Source organism: Lutispora thermophila DSM 19022, from assembly GCF_900142105.1.
Taxonomy (GTDB): domain Bacteria; phylum Bacillota; class Clostridia; order Lutisporales; family Lutisporaceae; genus Lutispora; species Lutispora thermophila.
This window is the reverse complement of the sequence record NZ_FQZS01000009.1, coordinates 15,746-37,066: the sequence shown is the minus strand read 5'-3', so window position 1 is coordinate 37,066 and position 21,321 is coordinate 15,746. Positions and strand designations below refer to the sequence as shown.

The following is a 21,321-nucleotide window of genomic DNA, read 5'->3' as shown; positions in this document are numbered from 1 at the left end:
GATACGGGGGTTGATAGCGCCAACCGTTAGCTTAAGACAAGGGTATCCATCGCGAGGTGGAATCTGAAGGAAGTCGGCGGCAAAACTCCGGTCTGAGGAACACGAACTACATATAAGGCTTAAGTCTGTGGGTGAGTTTGCATGACAAAACAAAGCCCGATAGCTATCCGAAACAGGCAAAGTAAATGTATCAGATATATGGAGGGAAAGTTTGTGCTCTTACCTGGGGAGGTCTCATGGACGTGAAGAAATGAAATTTGAATCACGTTTGAAACAAGATTTACCATGAGAAGTCAACAGAGGTCATAGTATCAGGGTAGTCATGAATATCTTGGGAAGGACTGAACAATAGGAGGTCTCGGGGATTTAAAAAATTGGTAAGGAGCGAGTTGTATGGAGATATGACCCTATAATTGTAACAAAGGAGATCGATGCACAGTTTCATATAACAAAGTTTCATGAAATGGCACAAATATTGAAAGATTATACAAACACAGTGGTTATTAGTATTTTGGATAATTACCGAAAGATAAAAAGAAGGCTACAGTCCATTGGGGTAAGAGACATATCATCAACGGAGATAGAGTTAATTGCTACCTCCTTTAAGAATATTGCAGATAAGTATAATTTAAAGATTTCAAGTTGTGCTGAAATCATTGATTTGAGGCCATATGGTATAATGTCAGGCAAGTGCATAGATGATCGGCTCATATCAAAGCTTATAGGTAAGGAGATAAATATTCCAAAGGATAAAAATCAAAGATCAATCTGTGGATGTGCGGAGAGCATTGATATAGGAACATATAATACATGTATAAATAACTGCAAGTATTGTTATGCCAATTATGACGAAAGCGTTGCCAGAGATAATTATTTAAATTACGATGTCAATTCACCGTTTTTATTTAGAGTAATCAGAGAGGATGATAAAATCACCAATCGCCAAGTAAAAGTTTATAAGGCACAAACAGAGCAGCTTTCATTTTTTTGATAAATAAAAAAACAAGGGTTACAGATGTGCATTTACAACCCTTGTTTTTTAGCTTTTTTATTGGTTATTTCGGAGATTCTTTTTAAGATATCTTCATTTTTTTCTCAAGCAATTTTATCTGCTCTTGTATCCAATTGATAACCTCATTTTTATCTTTATTGATAGGAGCAATATGCTCCCATTTTTCATTAAAGTATTCTTGGCAAGCTTTAACCACCATAGGTTCTTCTATAGATAACCGCATTAATGGCATGTTTTTTGAAGGCTCATATGCTTCAAGCAATACAGCTTGTCTCTCTTTGACCATACAGTAAAACTCGTTGCCTTCTGAAATATAATCTTTTGAAATGTAATTTGGATATTTATTATTAAAGGCGATATTATAGTTTTTATATCTTTTAAGCAGGCTTATCACATTATTTAAAATTTCAATGACATCTTTAACCTCCAGGTTAACTGGTCTAACTCCCATATGATAATAAATGAAAAATTGCTGATGTTTAATAAGCTGCACAACAGAATCATAGCAATAGATATCTTTATACTCATAATTTTCAACATTAGAAAGAAATGCCTTTAGGCGTCTATCATAGTATTCTTGTGAAGCAAAGATTTCATTGCGTGAAAGTCCCATCTTATTAAGTATTTTTATATATAAATTCTTGGGTATGGTCAGTAAACTAAAACAGTATTTGTATAAAGTCCGGTTACCAATACTCTCTTCATTTTCAATTACATAATGATTATATTTGAAATAATCATTTTCCGGATAATAATTGAAAATAGGCTGAGCACATGTTGAGAGAAGTACATTGAAGTAGTTTTTTATAATATCTATAGCAACTTCAGTCTTAAAGTAAAAAGCACAATCCATTCCGGAAAGAGGATTGGTTAAAAAGCAAGATAATGCCCCTATTCCAGGAATGCATAAATTTTCTTTTCCTGTAGAGGAAACATCATATCTTTTCAGGTAATAAGGATGGAATTTTCCCGTTTTTATAAGTGGTTTTGCAAAGTTGATAAGTTCTATTATCCTATTAATATTATTACTTATCCTGATAAATAGGATTATATTCCATCCACAGTTAATAGCTTTGCTTATTATTTCTCTAAAATAAACTAAGTCAGGATATTGGAAGCTTATGTTAATATCATTAATTAATGAAATGTAAATCGCATTACCGCTTCCGCAATTCTGACTTGCAGTTTTGAGCAAATGCATACCTGCACTTAATACATTGCTTTTTCCTATAATTATCTTATCTTCATTTGATAACCCAATGCAATTTGAGGGATTATATGGAAGATCATCAGAGAGCTTGTTCGAGAGATTATCCTTATTAGGACCATTGGAGATTTTTTCTTTCTTTTTACATTCAATAGAATATCCCTGAGTTTCCGATAATACTTTCCTTATTTTTTCCTCTATGCTGTCTTCTGAGCTGATGTTTTCACAAATATCCATGAATATTTTATTCAGGTGCTGCATTTGAAATGTATTATTCACATTTTTTGATAAATATCCAGAAATACGTTCAATATAAGGAGTATTGTACATGGGTACCCGTTTATCATGTATCCATCGATTCACCAGCGAATTATCTACATTTATTGCTTTAGATAATTGATTCATGCTTACGCCAAGAGTAGAAAGTAAAAGCTTTAAGCATTCTCCGAATTTCATATTGACCATAAGAAGTGCTCCTCCCCGTAGCTAATAGATTAGCAATTACAATATATAAGTATATCATGGATTGTGCTTGATTGGCACTTGTCATAACCGTGACAATGACAAATGGATAGGTCCAACACACCAAAATCAAATTTTATTATATAATATCACTAATTTAGAAGATTTAGAAATTTCATATCCTTAAATAATTACTATCAATTGAAACTCGACTTGGTATAAGTGATAATCTAAAAGCTGTATCAATGGAAGAAGTATGTTAAATTACTAAAGAAATGGAGGAGAGAAACATTGCAGTTTAAAAGTATTAAAACAAAGTTGCTGTTATTTTTTGGGGTGTTGTTATTGTTTACTTGTATTGGCTTTGGAGTTATAGCTAATAGAAAGTCTACAGCTGCACTATCTGACAGCATAAATGAATCCTTGCAGCAATTGGCAAGAGAGGCTGTCAAGGTGGTGGAGAGCGAGACAAAAGCCCGGCTTGATACCATGGAAGCTTTGGCAGAAACAGAAATTATAAAGAGTGATGTATTTACTATGGATGAGAAGCTTGAGTTATTAAAATGCGAAGTAAGCAGAAGCGGGCACTTAAGCATGGGCATTGCAGATCTAGAGGGCAATGTTGTATTAACTGACGGAACTACTGCTAATGTTTCAGACAGGGACTACTTTAAAATGGCCATATCAGGTCAAAAGGAAGTTTCTGATCCAATAGTGAGCAAGGTTACCAATAGCGTTATTTTGGTCTATGCAGTACCAATCAAGATTGACAATAAGATTAAAGGAGTACTTATGGCTACCCGTGACGGGAATGCGCTGAGTGATATCACTAATAACATAAAATTTGGCAAAAGCGGCCAGGCTTATATGATAAACAATACGGGAACAGTTATTGCTCATAGTGACAGGAATCTTGTTATGGAAATGTACAATGCTATTGAAGATTTCAAAGAAAACCCGGAGCTGGAATCCTTAATCCAACTGGAAAAGCAAATGATTGAAGGAAAAGAAGGCGTGGGGCAATACACATTTAAAGGTATGACAAAATATATGAGTTTTGCACCGGTACCTGGAACGAGATGGTCAATAGCGATAACTGCTCCAAAGTCAGAGGTTATGGAGAAAATAAGCGAACTTACAGTGGTTATGATATGCATATCAATTGCTTTTTTGATAATTAGCATTGTTATTACGATACTCATTGCCGAAAGCATTTCAAAACCAATAAAATTGGCCTCAAATTATCTGAATATTGTTTCAACTGGAGACTTTACCGGAGAGATACCTAAGAAACTCCTCAAGATGAAGGATGAGAGCGGTATATTGGCCAATGCAATAAGTGCCATGCAACAATCGATAAGCAATATTATTAAAGAGGTTGTAGATGAATCAACAAATGTAAGTGAGATGCTTATCAATATCAATGCTAAGATGGAACAGCTTAATAAAAATATTGAGGAAATATCCGCAACAACTGAAGAACTTTCGGCGGGTATTGAAGAGACTTCCGCATCGACTCAGGAGATGAATGCAACCTCGGAAGAAATTGAGTCAGCAATTGAGGGCATAGCATCAAAAGCACAAGAAGCTGCAATAGCAGTAAGCAATGTAACCGGCATGAGCGAAGAAATGAAGCAAAAAGCAATAATTTCTAAGGAAACGGCTTTGGAAATATATGAAAAGGCAAAGAATGATTTGCAGAAAGCCATTGAAAAATCAAAGGCAGTAGCTAAAATCAATGAATTATCCGAAGCAATACTTGAAATAACATCCCAAACCAATCTCCTTGCGTTAAACGCTGCAATTGAGGCTGCCAGAGCAGGTGAAGCCGGGAAAGGCTTTGCAGTTGTAGCCGAAGAGATCAGAAAGCTTGCAGAAGGATCTAAAAATACGGTTTCAAGTATACAGGAAATGACCATGCTAATATTTGAAGCAGTTAATGATCTTTCCTCAAGTTCGGGCGAAATCATGAATTTTATTGACGAGAAAGTAATAAATGACTATAACTACCTCGTTAGTTCCAGTGAGAAATATAGCGAGAGCTCGGTTACCATAAATGACATGATAAATGAATTTAGTGCTACCTCTGAAGAGCTTTTAGCATCAATGCACAATATGGTTAAAGCAATAAATGAAATTTCAGCGTCATCGAGCGAAGAAGCACAGGGGGCTTCGAATATTGCACAGGATGCAACTGAAATAGCACAAATGGCAAATGAAGTTATCAATGCAGCAGGATTGGCAAAAGGTAAATCGGAATTACTGATAGGAGTTGTATCCAAGTTCAAGATATAGGAAAGCGAGATATGCAGGATATGATTAAATTCATATGAAGAACTTGGAAGATAATCAATGAAGCTTTTATATCAAGCATGAATACGAAGTAATAAAATACATGGTCTCAACAACATAGTTATTTACAAGGGATATTTGGCTTTGGGAAAATTTTATATTGTACATAAAATTGTAAACGTTATAGACACTAGTTTTATAATAATTTACATGTAAAGAATCAATACTGTAATAAACCATATAAAGGAGAAACTTTCGTGGAATGTGTGGGCTTGTAACAAAAAGTTTGCAGAGCAATGTGAAAATTGATCTAGTTGCTGCTATGGAAAAGGAAGAGCTATTTTTGTGCTATCAGCCTATTATAAATACCATGACAAAAAGAATCGCCGGAGTGGAAGCATTGATCAGATGGAAGCATCCGAACCAAGGCATAATTAGTCCTCTTCAATTTATTCCCGTTGCAGAGGAGACAAGGCTTATAATACCCATAGGTTTATGGGTGCTAAGAACTGCTTCAAGTAAGTTAAAGGAATGGCATGAAAATGGTTTTGCTGATATTAGTCTATCAGTAAATGTATCAGCAATTCAGCTGCAGCAACCCGATTTTGGTGAAGCTGTAATCAAGATTCTTTATGAAACAGGAATGTTTCCTGAATATCTTGAACTAGAAATTACTGAAAGTCTGCTTTTAGAGTCTTCACTTATTGCAGCAAATAATTTAAGTTATTTAAATAAACAAGGGGTTAGAATAACAATTGATGATTTTGGCACCGGATACAATTCACTTAAGTATATTCAGGAACTTGATGTAAGCAGTTTTAAAATAGATAGAACATTTATTTATAATATTGGGGATAAAGTTAATAAAGCCATTATCGATGCTATTATAAAGCTTGGGCATGATATAAATATTGAAATTATAGGAGAAGGAGTAGAGACGAAAGAACAATATGACTATCTAAAAAAGAAAAGATGCCATAAGGTTCAAGGATACTATTTCAGTAAACCCCTTTTGCCAGAAGAAATGGGTGAATTTTTAAAAGAATATATCAAGAGAAAAGGTTATTAAATAAAGCCAGGTTGGAATGCTCTTCAACGACATGTTGGAGAGCATATTTAGCAGAGTCAAATTATAAATCGCTAGGTATTGGTGGGGATTGTATGCTTTCAAGAAATATATTGCAAATAAAGAAGTTGTATATAAAAATATGGTATATTAGATTTAGTAAAAAGTACGTGCGATAGTGAATAATGTCAGAATCAGATATAAAGTTAGGGGGATGTATATGGATAATAGCAAAAATCTCAGAAGATTTCTAATGGATTTAGACAGACAATTTGATAAAGATACGTCTACAGGCGGAATAGATGCATGGGTTTCTTATTTTGCTGATGACGGTGTAATGGTGCTGTCTCAAGGCGATGATTTAAAAGGTCGGCAAGAAATATATAAGTCCATGGAAAGAGCCTTTTCACTTCCTGAATTCTCTCTTAGATGGGAACCAATTGATGCCAAGGTTTCTGAAGATGGAAGCCTTGGATATACATATGGCAAGTATGTAAGAAGATACCTTGATGATAAAGGGGATGAGGTTCTTGCCACAGGCAAATATACTACCGTATGGCAAAAACAAAGAGACGGAAGTTGGAAGATAGTATTGGATATTGGAAATTAAGTGGGTTGCATTTTTTGGAAGTTTATGTTTTTGCCGTAGATGAAACATAAGATTATCCAAAATATCATTAACCAAATTAGTACATGCCACATATATAGTAGCAGGGGAATAAATTTCTATTCAAAAGGTGGTGATATTTTGGAAAGATTTTATGATTCCGTAGGAACCCTTTACGGTTATGTAGACAACAATGTAATCTATGACTGCTGTGGCAGAGTAATGGGTTATACAGACGGCTGCAATATATATGATTCCTGTCGAAGACCTTTGGCTTATATAAACAGGGGTTATGTATATTCAAGCAATGGGACACCTTTAGGATACTATAATAGCAGAAATTACAGATTGTATGATATGAATGGAAACTATTTGGGGTATGGCAATAGCGGATATAGCGGATTGCTTGGAGCCATATTGCTATTGCTTCTATTAAGGCCATTTAGCAGATTCTATTTCTAGGGACCAATTGAATATTAGGCACGGACTAGTCCATCAGATCCAGTAAGCTGTACGTGATGCATATGCATGTTAATATAAGTGGATACAAGATAATGCCGTAGGCATCTTGTATCCACTTAATTATACGTAAAAGTCTAAATTTGGAGGAAATGAAAGAATACTGTCGAATACTAAATATCATAACCATTGATATGGTTTTCGATGAGAAATTGGAGGGATAGGATGTTTAGTTCTGATGAAATGATTGTGGCTAGTCCCATAATAGAAGGTTTCAAAAAAATTCTTCTTGAAGAAGATTACAATAGATGCATTGAATATGTAAAAACACAAAAAGAATTAAGAAATATTTTTGATGCTCATTTTGATAGAAGCAAGAAAGTGAGGAAAATAATATCCCAATATAAGGATGAGTACATAAAAAGCCAGGATCATTATGTGTTATTCAATATAATTATGTTGAATCGCGATGAATATTGCTACCAACCATGGATAGAGCTTTTTGAAGTTTTTGCACAGGATTCGCCTCTCTATTCCTATAAGTGCCTTTCAATTTATCATGACTTACGAGAAAGGGGGCTGTTGCCACAAGAAGCAGGGGAAGTAAAGGCAGACCTTTTCAGGAAGTGGGAAACTCAAAAGAGTCTTTGCAAGAAAAACAATCTATGGATTGAAGCCTTTGGTGCCGCATTAAAGCAGGCTAGCATTTCAGATGATTACCTTATAAGCTTTTTAACTTTTCTTGATTACAATTTGAGCAATCTTATAAGCTTTAACGCTGAACAACAGCCTCATATGACCAATCTTATTGAAAAAATTAAAGGATTTTTAAACAGTAAATTATCCAACAAAAAGTTCAGCAACTGGATACAAGCTATATTATCTGAAATGCATGGAGATTTGGATAGCTCCATGAGTTGGAGATTGCAGGATTATAGGAGACATAATAATCCTATGGCTATAGTAAGAAAACTCTATTCCATAAAGGAATTTGATCGATTGGAGCAATTTCTCCATGATGAATTGGAGTTGAATCCAGAAAACAGCGAAATAGGCAAAAGCTTAAAAAGGGCTGATATGTTAAAGTTAGCCGCAACAATTGAAAGTGAAGAATTGGTGGCGATGATAGAAGATATAGCACTCAAAGGACCTCAGGTGCCTTCTGGGGAAAGACTAGATGCATTGTACAAAGCCTTTAAGAGATATGGCTTAACAAAGGACGGGGTGAAGTTTTTTGCCTTGCTTAAGCAATTATTTCCTCTGGATCATGAGGTCAACAAATATTACGGGAGGATCCTTGAAGCTGACGGTCAGATTGAAGAAGCTTTTAAAAACTATGACTTAATGCTCATGTCTGGTTCTGATAATAAGAGAACTATTATTGATATTAGGATGATTTTTATATCAGCTTTGGCTCAAGGAAGGATTGAGTATGGAGATAAAGTCATGTCCAAATTGGATGAGATGGAGGATTTGAAAAGAGAAATAGAAGAGTTTCTTGAATCAGGCAATAAAAAAAGTATGGAAGAAATCCATAAATTATACAGACGAGTGAAGAGAGAACTTGAGATGTTTAGAAGCTTGTATGAAAAGATAAAAGAAAGTGACAAAGCAATGGAATTTCAGCAAACTTTTACATCTCTATGCTTCAAAGCACAAGATTATGATTGCATAGGCATTGTGGATGATCTGATATGCTTAGAATCCTTAGATTTTATTATGTATGAGGAAGTAAAAGGGCTTATAAGTATTACGGCTGTTCATTCTAAAAAAATATTTCCTCTGAAATTTCACATTGTAAACAAATTTATGGATTCAATAATTCATAATTCCTTACAGGGCAAGCATATATTGGACATCATAGAAATCATCAATAATGATATATTTTGTGCTCTTAAGTTTATCTATGAAAATCAGCACATTAACATTGAAAAGATAAAAGAGATAACGAGAATATTAGGATCTCAAAATGGAGTTAACATTACGCTAAAAACTTCAATGGATATTCTATATAAAACTCAGGATGATGGCATAAGAAAGTTTTTGCTGCTTTTGCTTGCAGCATTATATAACAGTACCAGACTTATAACAAGCATATATAAAAGCAGTTACGATAAAGAATTCAACAAACAATTGATAATGGAGCTATGCAATTTATATATCCATGATCTGAACAAGAATTCACATTTTCATATGAGGCTTGGCTTTGATCTTATGGAGTGCTCCTATATAGAAGAAGCAAAAGGATATTTTTATTATGCTATGAATAACATACCGGAAGAAGAAAATGGTTCATCCGTTTCATTGCTCATGTATTGTGTTTGTGATCTTTTAATGAAAATGGATCGAGGGTTGGATATAAATCCTGATGACTACGAAAGGAAAAGTTACTTTGCAAAGGCCCTATTATCAATAGTAGAAAAAGAAAAGTACAAAGATTATGTTTCTAAGTACATATCCTTCAGTCAAGGAAAAGAAGACAGAACCAGAATAATGATAGAGGCCTTCAGAGCAGCATTAGAGCAAGATTATTCAAAAGCTATGGAAGAATTGAAGAAAATTGAATATGATCAGCAATTATTCGAAGACGGTAAGATACAAATAAACAGCCTTTCGGTAAAGAATAATGGCTATGAAACCGAGGGAAATTTCCCAATGGATGAGGTTGACGTCGTAGCAACAGAGAAGTTCCGCGAGAATGAGGCGGGTATGATAGAGGATTTCTTGAGAATATTTGATGACATTGAGGATTCTAGTGTCTTTATTGAAAAGCTTATACAGCATGTACCTGTGTTGGCTGATGGTATATATGGATGTCAGCTTCCGGAGGAAGGACTGGAGGAGCAATATAAAGTATGGACCGGTATTGTTGACAGGTATGTTGGCTCTATAGAAGCCCTATCCATACTGGATTTGAGCAATAGATGCCATGCTAGTTTGAAGGCAGCGGTAGCAGCAATCATTATGGGCAGATATAATGAGTTTTTCAAATATATAATTGAGTATTGCGAGGCAGAGTTGCAACGGCAGATAAAAGTGAAGCAAAGATCCAATCAACAAGTGGCTTTTGCATATGAGGCTCATCTCATTTGGTATGCCAGCTATAGGTACTATAGGAAACATGATTTGACCTTAAATAAGATAGAAAAAGAGTTAGGTTATTATCACGTATGTTTTTTTAAGACATATACTCTCATTGAAGATTTTTATGCTCTTATGGAGAATATGACATATGCAAAAAGAATGAATCTGCTTTTTGGCAGATTGGGTTATAGATTCATAACAGCCTATGATATAGAATATAGAGATAAAAATGAAGGCATATTAAGTTATTTTCACTCATTTGCTGTTGCTTTGGAGAGGTATGCATCTGTTGAAGACATAGAGGAAAAGAGAATATGGATAAACAATGCTGTTAAGCAGATTAAGAAAATGAATGAAATAGCGGATAAGCAATTCCTCAAGAGGTATAAGTATGAAGCCATAAAAGATTTTATAAATAACCTATTGTATGTTTGTAATGAAGAATTGAAAAAGCTGGAAAATAGACCGTTAATAAAGGCTGCTTTTTTAAATCATGAAGATCTTCATACCATTACCGTAGATAATAAGTTTCAGTGCAGCTTTCATTTTCTCATAACCAATGAAGGACAGGAAAAGGCTTGGGACTTGAGTTGCAGCTTCAAAGTGACAAAGGATAATAGACTGTTGTCAATTCCTTTAAACATTGAAAACAGAACATTGAGGGAAGGAGAAAAGCTACCTGTAGGCTTTAAGCATAATTTTGAAGAAGAGGGGCAGTATGAGATACGGATTGAAAGCAAATATGCCCATGGTCCTTTTAAAACTTTTAATTATGGAATAGATGTGAGAAACAAGAGTTTTGATTTTGAAAGGATAAAGGAGAATACATATCCTACAGGCCCGATAGATGATGAAAGCAAATTTTTCGGTCGTAAAGCCATAATACAGAGAATAAAGGATCGGTTATATGACGAAAGCGACAGGACTACTTTCCTCATATATGGGTCGCGAAGGGTAGGCAAGACTTCCTTGCTTTATCATATGGAAAAAATCTTTGGGGACAAGTTCTATCCAATTATATGTGACTGCGAGAACATCTTTGATGCTGATGATACAAGTGAATTGATTTATCAGCTTTTTGTAGAAAATATAGTGGATAGGTTGACTTTTGAATATGGCATTGAGATAGATATGCCTTTGGAAGAGGAGTTTAAAAAAAGTCCTCTACGCCAGTTGAAAAGATTCTTTATGGATGTGGAAAAATCTATAGGAGATAAATCTTTGCTTCTTATGGTGGATGAGTTTGACGAAGTTGTGAAGAAGGTAGAAGACGGTGTCTATTCCGATGAGTTGTTCAACTTCATAAGGACAAAGATGCAGCATTCTAATAAGACTCGATTTATTCTGGCAGGAGGTTCCTATATTTTAAACATGATGAAGAATAAGGCATTGAAGATTTCTGATACGGCAAAACCTCTAGAAATAGGATTTCTGGAGTTGGACGAGGCCAGAGAAATGATATTGAAGCCATTGGGACAAAAGGGAATACAATGTGTGCCGGAGGCGGTGGATAGAATTATCATGATAACATCAGGTCATCCATATTTCCTTACGGCCATGGGTAATAGCCTTGTGGAGCTTCTTAACAGGGAGAAGGAAAGATATGTGATTTATCCTGATGATGTGGATTATATTTCGGACAAGCTTATTGATATGACTCAAAAGAGCATGTATGAGCATTTTTGGAATTCTTTGGACTCAAATTACAAGAAATTGATAATTGCAATAATTGGTGAGGAGACTGATAGCTGGAATGATTTTGTGGAAATAGACAGAGTTTATGACAGGCTTAAAGAAGTTTGCGCTGAAGGTCCTCTGTCAGAGGGTTTGTATAAGGATAAGGTGAGGGCAATCATCAATGAGCTTGTGGCAGGAAAGATTTTGTTTATGGAAAACAAAGTTGAGCCTTCAGTTCGCATATCTGTTGAGCAATTGAACAAGTGGACCAGAAGGTGGAAAAATACAGACCAGGTTTTATACGAAATACAAGGAGGCATTGAATCTTATGAGCAGTAATATTCAATTGATAGGAAGAGATGAAGTGATCAACAGGATTATTGACAGAGTGGAATCTCAAGATAGCGTGTCCATAGTAGGTTATGATGGCATGGGTAAGTCTTCTTTGCTCAGTGCCATAATTGCAAACTTTCATAAGCCAAACACACTCATAGTTGAAATATTTGATTCAGAGCCTTCTAATACTTTGGAATTCTATCAAACTCTTTTCGAAAGTCTTGAGAGGGAGATTGAAGGGAATGAAGAGATTGATATAGAGTTGAAATACAGGTTAAAAGGAGAATTTTCCAAATGCGATGATTTTCATCTGGCAGCAGCCTTGAGAAAAACCTTGAACAACGCTTTTTCCATACTGAGGCGATGGAATGTTAATACCATTCTTGTAATTGATGATTTTGATCGTATGACCAAATGCATCAATGAAGGCAATAAGGAAGATGCAGTAGAGAATTTTAAATACCTGAGAAATTTGGTGTAGCCGGACAAGATTTTTGGCAAAAATGGACAAGATTTTTGACAAAAATAAAAGGCTTATCCAAGTATAATTATGCATATTCTTTGAATAAGCCTTTGTGTTTTGTTTATTTTTTTAAGCCTCTGTTATTACGCACAATATTGTAACCTTAGTCCCAGCAAACCTCACCATTTATATAAACTAAATGGAGCGAATCTCCTTTGTTATCAGTCACCTTTACAGTAGACTTATCTATCAATTCAATTAAAATATTATCAGTCTCAAAATTCTTCTTAATGAACTCTAAAACCTTGTACTGCTCAATCGTGTTAGCTCTCATAATGAAGCCCCCTTGTTTACCGCCTTTTTACTTTGAAAGTCTATAACTACAGCAGTTTTAGAATCACTTTGCATAGATGTTTCCTGCTTCTTTAGATCTTCTATATCCGAATTTAAGAGCTTATTTATGCGTTCTGAAGCAATTCTCTTTGATAGCGGGGAAAGTCTTTTATACATATTCCCTATTTTACATCGCTTTCCTTTATAACTTGGCTCCAGCTTAAAGAGTTCATATATACAATCATTAATCTCTGCTTGTATATGAAATGGAAGCCTAAAATATGCATCAGTTGTAACTCCATACTCATTGAATAGAACCTTTGTTTTATCATCTTCCGGTCTTTCAGGGTATTCTAAATCAGATTTTAGGGCTATATTTAATTGCATTATAACGTTTTCTTTTCCTCGTACTGAGAGTTTCCTAAACTTGTACAACAGGTATTTCTCATTTTCTGCAATGGCTTTCAAATCATATTCTATGTCCAGCATCATTTTTTGACGTTCTGAATCCGTCATTTCCACATCCTCCTTGTTTAACCCTTCGGAGTATGCTAAAATAAACGTAGCAATACCCTTTCAGGGGTGTTGTTTGTGTAGGGAATTCGCAAACTTTGGTCGGGGAGCGAGTTCCCTTTCGTTTTTATTTACTTTGCTCATTGAGCCATTTTTGGACTTGCTCCTTGTCATATCTAACGGTATTTCCAACTCTAATGTAGGGCAAGCCTTTACGCCTCCAATTGTTAGCTGTATTGTGACTGATTTTAAGCCACTCACATAATTCCTTGGTTGTAATATATTTTTCTATATTGACCACCTCCTTGTAATCATATTATATCACAAGTCATCACAAGTCAATATATATTATAACATTTAATACGACAAGAGATTCATTAATCCTTAAAGGCATCCTCCAAAATGCTCTTTATTTCTTTTTGGTCGTCCTCACTGATACCTAGGAACGGACGAGCAGGAATATTTACTTTGACTTTTTTCTTAGTAACCCATTTATCACCGATTTTGAAGCGTAAGCCTTTCCTGTTTTCTGCTCTTATAGTTCGGCGTGCTCCGAATTGATGTGTCCCCGCATAAATTGTATTTGTACCAACTGCCACCCCCGACCTATTTGCTGATGATTTAATTGAATTTTTTAGCCTTGCGCTATCGGTCAATGTTACACCGCCATTCTCAGAAGCTCTTATAGAGTTTTTCCACTTCTTCCCGCTTGGGTCTTTCTGTTCCTTGAAGCGTTCAACTGTGCCCGTTCGTAAGCTCTCGGCAATATCCTTATTTATGCCCGTGGTATCAATATTTTGTAGCTTCTGTAATTTCTTCATGAGCTGTCTTGTATCGCCTTCAAGCCGTATGCTGTACAAACATTCCACCTTCTTTTGTTAAATATAATAATATGGCAATTAATATCGCCGTAAACCGCGTTAGCACGCGCGATAACGGGCGTTACTTATTTCTTAGGTAGGTTTATATTATACTGCCCTAAAAATTGATTAGAGAGGCTTTTAAGACCTTATCTGCTATATTTCCTTATGTCCTCATCTGAAAGTCCTAAAATTTCACTGATGGGACTTGAAGCGTTAGCCTCTTTACCTCTTGGAATTTCATCCTTGAAGTATTCAAGCTCTCCATACTGTATAACGGGCTTCGCCTGATTGACAAAAGTTTTGAGAATAGATATATCTTTGTCGGCAAGTTGCTCCGCCCAAGTCTTTTGAAAAGGCAGTATTTTTCCTGTCTTTAATGCCAATGAAATAAGGTTATCACGTTCCTTTTGATAAGCCCCATTGACAAACATTCTAAAGCCGTCAATATCCTCCATACATCTGCTAACAGCCCATTCCTTTTGCTCCTCTGATATCTGCCCGATTGATAAAGCTATCTGAACAAGCTCATCGCTTTCATTCCTTATCTTTTCGGCTTTGAGCTTGTTTACAATAATTTCGCTTTCGGTCTTGCTATTCTTTAGTGCCTGAATAGCTTCTAATATTTCCTGTAGCTCTGAATCAGGTTTAAGACCTAATTCTTTTATAATTGCCTGTAATTCATCCTGGATGTTGGCAGACTGCTCAACCGTCTTTTTATTTTCTTCCTTTCCGGAAATGTCCATATTTTCAGCCCCTTTGATATTGTTGTCAAGGCTGTTTATAATTGCTTCCATACCGTCAATGGCTGGTGTGTTCGTCAATGCTACTGAATGGAGCGCTACAGCCTTTTTATTCCCCTTGTTGACAAGTACAACAGGGGAAAGATACCTATATTCCTTGTTTCTAAGATATTCAATAGCTTTTGGAGTCCATTCCACCTTTGCATAGATACCATCATTTTTTAATATCAGGCTTTTTATCCAGCCTCCTGCGGGTGCTTGGACATCCTTTAATGTTTGGTGCTCATAATCTATGACTAAATCAATTTTCCTGCTGATAAAATTCTGACTTATCAAGTTGTATGAGCTTTTATCAACATAAAAATCGCCCTTTTGAGACTTCACAAGACCTAAAGGAAGTATCTTTATTTCATTGGGAACGCCTTTTAAATCTATGCTGTTTGATATCATTAAAACCTTGTTACTCAAACCTTATCATCCTTCCAGATAGTATTTATAAAGAGTACCCATAAATCGGATACTCTTTATGTCCTTGCTTATGCTCCAGTTGTCTCTGCTTCTTCACCAGTGGAACCATAGGCTAACTGCCATAATCCATATCCTGCATTGTAACGGGCATCAACGCCATATATATACTCCTTGCGATAAAATACATTTTCGTCATTTTCACTGTCTAAGGATACAAAACTCGGTTTTTCTCTAATCTGGAAAACTAAAGGCTTTATTGCCCTTTTGGTACATAACAAATACCATTGTTCAGGGTAATCAGCTAATTCAGGAGCAACTAAAAGCTCACAGGTATTTTTATTTACATTGGTATTGCCTGCAATCAAATCTGCAAATAGTATTTGCCTTGCAACTGCTTCATTTTGTGGAGCGACAACAAGCAAGTCGGGAACTATTTTTAATGACTTCCCATTCTCGCCTTTAATAATCATCATTTGCGCCCTTGCTTCGGCGTAAGATGCGGGAGTTAGTTTTTTTGTGCCTTTATTACTCTGCGTTTTACCTTTCATGTATGGATGGTCGTCCGCAAAGAATGGTTTACTATCGTAGCATTTATTTTCAAATCCCTGCCCCAGCAAGGAAAAAACAAGCTCGTCCGGGTGTCGTTTTGCTGTCTGTGCCATATCCTGAATTAAAGGCTTATAGATGCCGATTTTATCATCCGCTATATCGTTTTTCTTTACTGCAATGGTAAGCTCAAAATCCTTGTTTTTGATGGCGTATGTATAGGCACTCAGGTTTTGAATTTGCCTGTCTCCAATCCATTCCCTCATACTTGGAAGCTGCCCGAACCATGCATAATTCTCATCACTGCTTGATGAAGGAACTTCCATTGCCACCAGTGGATAATTTGGCTTTGTTTCATCAAATGTCTTGTTGAAAAGAACGTTAAAATTGGTATACATGTCCCTGATTAACTGTTGATTTACTATCATTTACTTATCCTCCTCATTTTTTAATAATTTGGTAAATGTACTTAACTTTTTATTATTTCTGCTTTCTGACACTGTCACCTCGTTTTCCGGAAGTGTAGTCAGTGTTCGCGTTCTCTACAATCAACCGAACCCAGCGTTCGCTAACCTTGTATTTTTTTGATAACTCAAAAGAATTGAAGCCGTTATATTCTTTACGGATTTTTTCATCGCGCCAGCCTTTTAACATCGTTTCAGGTTTAGGAAAATAAAAGGTTGCGCCTCCTACTAACTCCAAAACTTCAAATAAGTTTTTTATTCCGATTTTTTCAGCAATCTCCTTGCACATTCCATCTGGTATCATATCTATTGTTACTTCTTGCATCCATGTGTCTAACATAACTTACACCTCCATTTCTTGTATTTTTATAATTATATAGTAGTAGTATTTCTATGAATTTTATATATGAATTACTTCTTAAAAAGCCTCATAAGCAAATTTAGAACACTCAACGCATATGTATAAATAGTGTATATTGTGCATATTTATACATCTTTTTGTCACATTGCTAAGTGCTGTTTTTGCGTAGACCGAAGAGCCGCAAACCCTTGATAATAGGGCAATGTGACAGGTTTTTAATGATTTTATAGTTTTGTCACTTTGCTCACGCCCCTTTTTTACCCCTTTTTTATGGTTTTTCGCACGGTCGCGCACGCGAAAACTAACGCTCTAACGCCTGAAAAAGCCTGTATTTTCGGGCTTTCTTCTTGAGACCGTTACCTCATTTAACGCTCACTAACGCGCCGTTAGCACGTTTTAAAAAAACAATCGTTTAATTGAAAATCTATCATCCCAAAAATGATTAAAAAAAACGCTTAAACCGTTGATTTTAAAGGGTTTAAGCACAATTTATCTTTATTTAATACAGTTGTATTGCAATTCTCAAAATAATTGTCAATCTTTCCCGACCTTATCCCGTTGAATCCCTTATAATATCAGGGTTTCCCGTCTTTTCCCGGGTATTCTTTGGGTATCCCGTTTTTGTCAATTATCTTGTCTGAGTACATTTGGCAAATAAGAATACAATAAAAGTGAGATATATCGTCACCAGCAAAAGGAGCATTGAGGCCATTTCTGAGGAATGCATGGTATCAGGGCTTCCGGGCATATTCAATAATCCAATAAAGCTGGAACTTTTGGAGGATGTCGATGTAAAGAAATACATATTGAGGAGCTTTTCACGATATCAATATAAAATAAGCAATTATGAAGATGAACTCATAATGAGAGTTGGAGGAAAGGTTCCAGGAATACTTAAGGTTGCAGTTGATGTTTTAATGGATTATAAGCGGTCAGTGGGAGAAATAGACAGCAGCAATGAATTGGAATACTTACGCAAGGTGGAAGAGGGCTGCAATCACATATTCCAGTCCTATTGGAAATGCATAAGCTATGAAGAGCAAAGGTTGTTGAAACATTTATGCTGTGGAGAGGATATATCAGACATAAAAGAATCCATACTTGGAGTGGCAAAGCTTTCATGCCGGGATATGAAACTCCTCAATGAAGATGATACCTTTGTATCGGAGGTCTTTATGAACTATGTGAAAAAGGCAGAAGTAAAGAAAGACGATAAAATGGATGTAGAAAAAGAAAGGGATAAGGATGCTGAGGAGTATATGCAGGATGCCATCGGTATTCTTAAAAAATCTAATGATATCATAAAGGCTTCTCTAGAAGAATTGTGGGGTGCCTATGATGTTGCTAAAAGAGTTATGATAGAGAGCCTTAAGACAGATAGTAAAATCAGTGCTATGGACTTTGCCAAGAGGGAAGATTACAATCAGTATATTAGCAATTATTTTAAAGACCAATTTGAGAAATATGGTATGGATATAGACCATTGTGAGTTGTTGAACGGCATGTCTATTCAAAATGTATGGGATAGGTTGGACTTGGATATTAAAAGGCAGATAATACAGGCAGAGCTTCTGAGTCATGTTTACAGAGATACAGGTTTTGATCAGTCGCCTTCCTGTAACCCTTATTGCACTGCATTTGAAGCCATAATCAACAGGAAAGTGATGAAACATGTTATTCAGACAATGCAAAAGCTTCATCCGGAATTTGAAATAAAGAAACCAAGCAAATTCGGGTACAATGAGGATGGGTTGCTAAGCTCAATGATGATAGGTGAATTTAGGACCCTTCTCAATGATTACTTCTTTTATATAAAAAACAATTATAGGAATGAATTGAAGACTGATCCCATATTGGAAATATATGATCTGAAGTTTAAGGTTAAGTTGACAGATATTCATGAAATCAGGAAAGCATGCATGCATTGGGAAGAGATAACCACAGGAGAAAAGACTGTTGAAAGGAAGACATTGGATGTATCTCATTTAGATCTCCTGAGAAAGCAAATGTTAGGAAAAGATGATACTAGTTGTGTAGAATATTTGCTGAAGCTTGCAGATAAATGTGAAGCTTTAAATTAAAGAAGCGGAGACTATGTTCTTCGCTTCTTTAATAGTATTTATACCTCAATGTTATCAGCGGCTTAATATTTTTAACTCTTGTTTCCTAATTAAGGTTAGTAGTTGCTAATTTCCAGTGTTAAGGCATTTTGCCCACTGCTGTGTGCTACGAAAGCCATGGCATTTCTCGGCTTGGGGTAGAAATGCCAGATACACTGCAGATTTGTAGTCGGTACAGGCTGCAATAACAGCAACCGGGCTAAGTAATACTGCTACAGCTCTCTGGCATAGACCTACTTCCTCATTATACGGTTTAAAGATTCCTCATTCAGGTTTTTAATGACTTCTATAGCCAGATTAATCGTAGCATCTATATCTTCTTCGGCACAGAAATTATAATGAGTGTGAACATATCTGGATGGTATTCCCAACACCAATACAGGAACGGCCTTTCCTTCCAGATGTATTTTACCTGCATTGGTGCTGCCTCGCTTTCTTACTGCAGATTGATATTTTATGCCTGAAGCATTGGCTTGTTCCTTAGCAAATCTTATAAATTCTGTGTTGCTTATGTAGCTTTGATCCATATGTCTGATTTGAACGCCCTTCCTTAAAGCGCATTGGGCTGTAAATTCATCAAAATACAAATCATCGGCAGGTGAGCCTTCAAATACTATGGCAAGATCAGGCGCAACCACTTGGCTTGTTACAGTGGCTCCCCTCATTCCAACTTCTTCTTGAGCAGCAAATGCTCCAACCACATCAACATTTAGATCAGCTTTGTCTTTTAATGCGTTTAATGTTTCAATTATGCACATACAACCAAGTCTGTTATCAAAGGCTTTGCCTCTGAGTATTCCATTTTTCTTATTGTACTCAAAAGTCACATCAGGCATGACAGGATCTCCCACTTCTATGCCAAAGTCTTCAACAACTTCCTTTCTGCTTGTAGCACCTACATCGATATATAGATAATCAATATCCGGTCTATCACTTGCTCTTTCTGCATCTGTCATAAAATGTGGAGGCTTTGAAGTGATTATGCCTGTTATCAATTCTCCTTTGCTGTTTTTTATTTTTACCGTATGAGCAGGTATGTTGCTTGTGACCCAGCCTCCTAAAGTTGCAAAGCTTATGAGTCCTTTGCTGTTTATGGACTGCACTATAAAGCCCACTTCGTCGGTATGAGCATCCAGCATTATTACCGGTTTTTTACCGGTGTTATTCTTTAATCTGGCATAAACATTATGCATGCTGTCGTTTGTTACATCCATACCAACACAGTATTTTTTAATAACTTGTACAACATCTTCTTCAAAGCCTGATGGGCCAAAGGCATTGGAGAGATCTCTTATGATATTGATATTTGCCATAACAATCCCCCTAAACTAAATGATAATATCAACAATTATAATACTTTGGATTCTAAATGGAAATAGGTGTTTTTATGTCGCAATGAAGCCTATTGATAAAAATAAAGTTGTAGTAATAAGGGAAATATTGCGAATATTCCTATTGACATGTTAACAAAAATAATATATTATTAACAATAATAAGTTTTGATAATTTTATAAAAAATAATATGGCGGTATATAAGATTGGGAGGTGAGAACTATGGCAAAAACATCAACAAATAGCTTGTTAAGTGAAAATGTGGTGACATTTCTGAGAAATAAAATTTTAAACGGAGAAATATCTCCGGGAGAAAGAATCATAGAAGCGGATATCGCAGCAGAGCTTGGAATAAGCAGAGGACCGGTGAGAGAGGCTATGCGACAGATTGAGAAGGAAGGTTTGGCAACTTATGTGCCAAACAAAGGCTGCTCTGCAACAGTACTGTCATCGGAAGATGCCTGGAAGGTATTTTACTTAAGAGGCAGTCTTGAAAAGCTGGCGCTACAGACTTGCAACGGAAAACTGGATGATAAAAGCATTTTTATCATGGAAGATGCAATCGCACAGATGAAGGAAGCCGGACAAAACAACAGATGGGTTGAAGTTGTTGAATGTGATGAGCTATTTCATAAAGAGATTATAAAGGCCCCCCGAATGAAAAGATTACTCCAAATGTGGGAGAGTCTCAGCGGATTGAACTTTGCGATGTTCTTCGCTGGGAAGAGAGCTAATATATTCCAGATTGATATTCAACATGAGCATCACAGCAAGATGCTTGAGATACTTGCTAAAGGCAATCTGGAAGAGTCGTGCAAGGCAATAGATGAACATTATGTAAAAACAGGCAAGAAGCTATATAAATACTACAGTATGCAAAAAAACAGTTTGTAGAAGTGAGTAAGAGAAGAGGGAG

The 21,321-nt window shown here is 35.9% G+C and carries 18 protein-coding genes; 9 read left to right on the top strand and 9 right to left on the bottom strand.

Annotated elements, in window-relative coordinates:
• Nucleotides 1–373 precede the first annotated feature (373 nt).
• On the top strand, nt 374–991 hold the full coding sequence (locus tag BUB48_RS07545; RefSeq protein WP_084524428.1) for a DUF1848 family protein: 618 nt from the start codon (nt 374–376) through the stop codon (nt 989–991).
• Nucleotides 992–1,073: 82 nt separating this feature from the next.
• On the opposite strand, the gene BUB48_RS07540 is transcribed toward BUB48_RS07545, so the two are convergent.
• Nucleotides 1,074–2,684 carry a helix-turn-helix transcriptional regulator gene (locus tag BUB48_RS07540; protein ID WP_073025639.1) on the bottom strand — a complete coding sequence of 537 codons (1,611 nt, stop codon included), beginning with the start codon at nt 2,682–2,684 and terminating at the stop codon, nt 1,074–1,076.
• A 333-nt stretch (nt 2,685–3,017) separates the two neighbouring features.
• Between BUB48_RS07540 and BUB48_RS07535 the strand changes: the two genes are divergently transcribed.
• From BUB48_RS07535 to BUB48_RS07510, 6 genes are all read left to right on the top strand, one after another.
• Nucleotides 3,018–4,976 carry a methyl-accepting chemotaxis protein gene (locus tag BUB48_RS07535; protein ID WP_242944182.1) on the top strand — a complete coding sequence of 653 codons (1,959 nt, stop codon included), beginning with the start codon at nt 3,018–3,020 and terminating at the stop codon, nt 4,974–4,976.
• Between the two features lie 295 nt (nt 4,977–5,271).
• Complete coding sequence (locus tag BUB48_RS07530) at nt 5,272–6,042, top strand: putative bifunctional diguanylate cyclase/phosphodiesterase (RefSeq protein WP_175548381.1); 771 nt, start codon at nt 5,272–5,274, stop codon at nt 6,040–6,042.
• Between the two features lie 217 nt (nt 6,043–6,259).
• Nucleotides 6,260–6,649 carry a YybH family protein gene (locus BUB48_RS07525; protein ID WP_073025636.1) on the top strand — a complete coding sequence of 130 codons (390 nt, stop codon included), beginning with the start codon at nt 6,260–6,262 and terminating at the stop codon, nt 6,647–6,649.
• Between the two features lie 138 nt (nt 6,650–6,787).
• Nucleotides 6,788–7,108, top strand: coding sequence for a 5-fold beta-flower protein (locus BUB48_RS07520; RefSeq protein WP_073025635.1), 321 nt, complete (start codon nt 6,788–6,790; stop codon nt 7,106–7,108).
• A gap of 222 nt (nt 7,109–7,330) precedes the next feature.
• Nucleotides 7,331–12,205 (top strand): nSTAND1 domain-containing NTPase, encoded by a 4,875-nt coding sequence (locus tag BUB48_RS07515; protein ID WP_073025634.1) that lies wholly within the window; start codon nt 7,331–7,333, stop codon nt 12,203–12,205.
• Nucleotides 12,195–12,683, top strand: coding sequence for an ATP-binding protein (locus tag BUB48_RS07510; protein ID WP_073025633.1), 489 nt, complete (start codon nt 12,195–12,197; stop codon nt 12,681–12,683). Before BUB48_RS07515 ends, BUB48_RS07510 begins: the two co-directional genes overlap by 11 nt.
• 145 nt (nt 12,684–12,828) lie before the next feature.
• Here BUB48_RS07510 and BUB48_RS18060 read toward each other — a convergent pair whose 3' ends face one another.
• From BUB48_RS18060 to BUB48_RS07480, 7 genes are all read right to left on the bottom strand, one after another.
• Nucleotides 12,829–12,999 (bottom strand): hypothetical protein, encoded by a 171-nt coding sequence (locus BUB48_RS18060; RefSeq protein WP_175548380.1) that lies wholly within the window; start codon nt 12,997–12,999, stop codon nt 12,829–12,831.
• Nucleotides 12,996–13,514: a hypothetical protein gene (locus BUB48_RS07505; protein WP_073025632.1), complete on the bottom strand. Its 519-nt coding sequence runs from the start codon at nt 13,512–13,514 to the stop codon at nt 12,996–12,998. The genes BUB48_RS18060 and BUB48_RS07505 overlap by 4 nt, the downstream gene beginning before the upstream one ends.
• 124 nt (nt 13,515–13,638) lie before the next feature.
• Nucleotides 13,639–13,812, bottom strand: coding sequence for a helix-turn-helix domain-containing protein (locus BUB48_RS19100; RefSeq protein WP_084524426.1), 174 nt, complete (start codon nt 13,810–13,812; stop codon nt 13,639–13,641).
• A gap of 76 nt (nt 13,813–13,888) precedes the next feature.
• On the bottom strand, nt 13,889–14,371 hold the full coding sequence (locus BUB48_RS07495) for a phage virion morphogenesis protein (protein ID WP_242944181.1): 483 nt from the start codon (nt 14,369–14,371) through the stop codon (nt 13,889–13,891).
• A 149-nt stretch (nt 14,372–14,520) separates the two neighbouring features.
• A complete protein-coding gene (locus tag BUB48_RS07490) occupies nt 14,521–15,582 on the bottom strand; it encodes a phage protease (RefSeq protein WP_084524425.1) in 1,062 nt (353 codons plus the stop codon).
• Nucleotides 15,583–15,650: 68 nt separating this feature from the next.
• Nucleotides 15,651–16,556, bottom strand: coding sequence for a Mu-like prophage major head subunit gpT family protein (locus BUB48_RS07485; RefSeq protein WP_073025631.1), 906 nt, complete (start codon nt 16,554–16,556; stop codon nt 15,651–15,653).
• Between the two features lie 52 nt (nt 16,557–16,608).
• The gene (locus BUB48_RS07480) at nt 16,609–16,932 is read right to left on the bottom strand and encodes a Mor transcription activator family protein (RefSeq protein ID WP_073025630.1); all 324 of its coding nucleotides are present in this window, start codon (nt 16,930–16,932) and stop codon (nt 16,609–16,611) included.
• Nucleotides 16,933–17,600: 668 nt separating this feature from the next.
• On the opposite strand from BUB48_RS07480, the gene BUB48_RS07475 reads away from it, so the two are divergent.
• Nucleotides 17,601–19,034 carry a hypothetical protein gene (locus BUB48_RS07475; protein ID WP_073025629.1) on the top strand — a complete coding sequence of 478 codons (1,434 nt, stop codon included), beginning with the start codon at nt 17,601–17,603 and terminating at the stop codon, nt 19,032–19,034.
• 272 nt (nt 19,035–19,306) lie between these two features.
• Here the strand turns inward: BUB48_RS07475 and BUB48_RS07470 are convergent, their stop codons facing one another.
• On the bottom strand, nt 19,307–20,386 hold the full coding sequence (locus BUB48_RS07470; RefSeq protein ID WP_073025628.1) for a M42 family metallopeptidase: 1,080 nt from the start codon (nt 20,384–20,386) through the stop codon (nt 19,307–19,309).
• Between the two features lie 241 nt (nt 20,387–20,627).
• Here BUB48_RS07470 and BUB48_RS07465 point away from each other — a divergent pair, with 241 nt between their 5' ends.
• Nucleotides 20,628–21,299 carry a GntR family transcriptional regulator gene (locus BUB48_RS07465; protein ID WP_073025627.1) on the top strand — a complete coding sequence of 224 codons (672 nt, stop codon included), beginning with the start codon at nt 20,628–20,630 and terminating at the stop codon, nt 21,297–21,299.
• Nucleotides 21,300–21,321 lie beyond the last annotated feature (22 nt).

What these genes read in the sequence shown, in the direction of transcription:
- BUB48_RS07540 (WP_073025639.1), bottom strand. Translation starts at nt 2,684, where the DNA reads ATGGTCAATATGAAATTCGGAGAATGCTTAAAGCTTTTACTTTCTACT.
- BUB48_RS07525 (WP_073025636.1), top strand. Translation starts at nt 6,260, where the DNA reads ATGGATAATAGCAAAAATCTCAGAAGATTTCTAATGGATTTAGACAGA.
- BUB48_RS07515 (WP_073025634.1), top strand. Translation starts at nt 7,331, where the DNA reads ATGTTTAGTTCTGATGAAATGATTGTGGCTAGTCCCATAATAGAAGGT.
- BUB48_RS07510 (WP_073025633.1), top strand. Translation starts at nt 12,195, where the DNA reads ATGAGCAGTAATATTCAATTGATAGGAAGAGATGAAGTGATCAACAGG.
- BUB48_RS18060 (WP_175548380.1), bottom strand. Translation starts at nt 12,999, where the DNA reads ATGAGAGCTAACACGATTGAGCAGTACAAGGTTTTAGAGTTCATTAAG.
- BUB48_RS07505 (WP_073025632.1), bottom strand. Translation starts at nt 13,514, where the DNA reads ATGACGGATTCAGAACGTCAAAAAATGATGCTGGACATAGAATATGAT.
- BUB48_RS07485 (WP_073025631.1), bottom strand. Translation starts at nt 16,556, where the DNA reads ATGATAGTAAATCAACAGTTAATCAGGGACATGTATACCAATTTTAAC.
- BUB48_RS07480 (WP_073025630.1), bottom strand. Translation starts at nt 16,932, where the DNA reads ATGTTAGACACATGGATGCAAGAAGTAACAATAGATATGATACCAGAT.
- BUB48_RS07470 (WP_073025628.1), bottom strand. Translation starts at nt 20,386, where the DNA reads ATGGCAAATATCAATATCATAAGAGATCTCTCCAATGCCTTTGGCCCA.
- BUB48_RS07465 (WP_073025627.1), top strand. Translation starts at nt 20,628, where the DNA reads ATGGCAAAAACATCAACAAATAGCTTGTTAAGTGAAAATGTGGTGACA.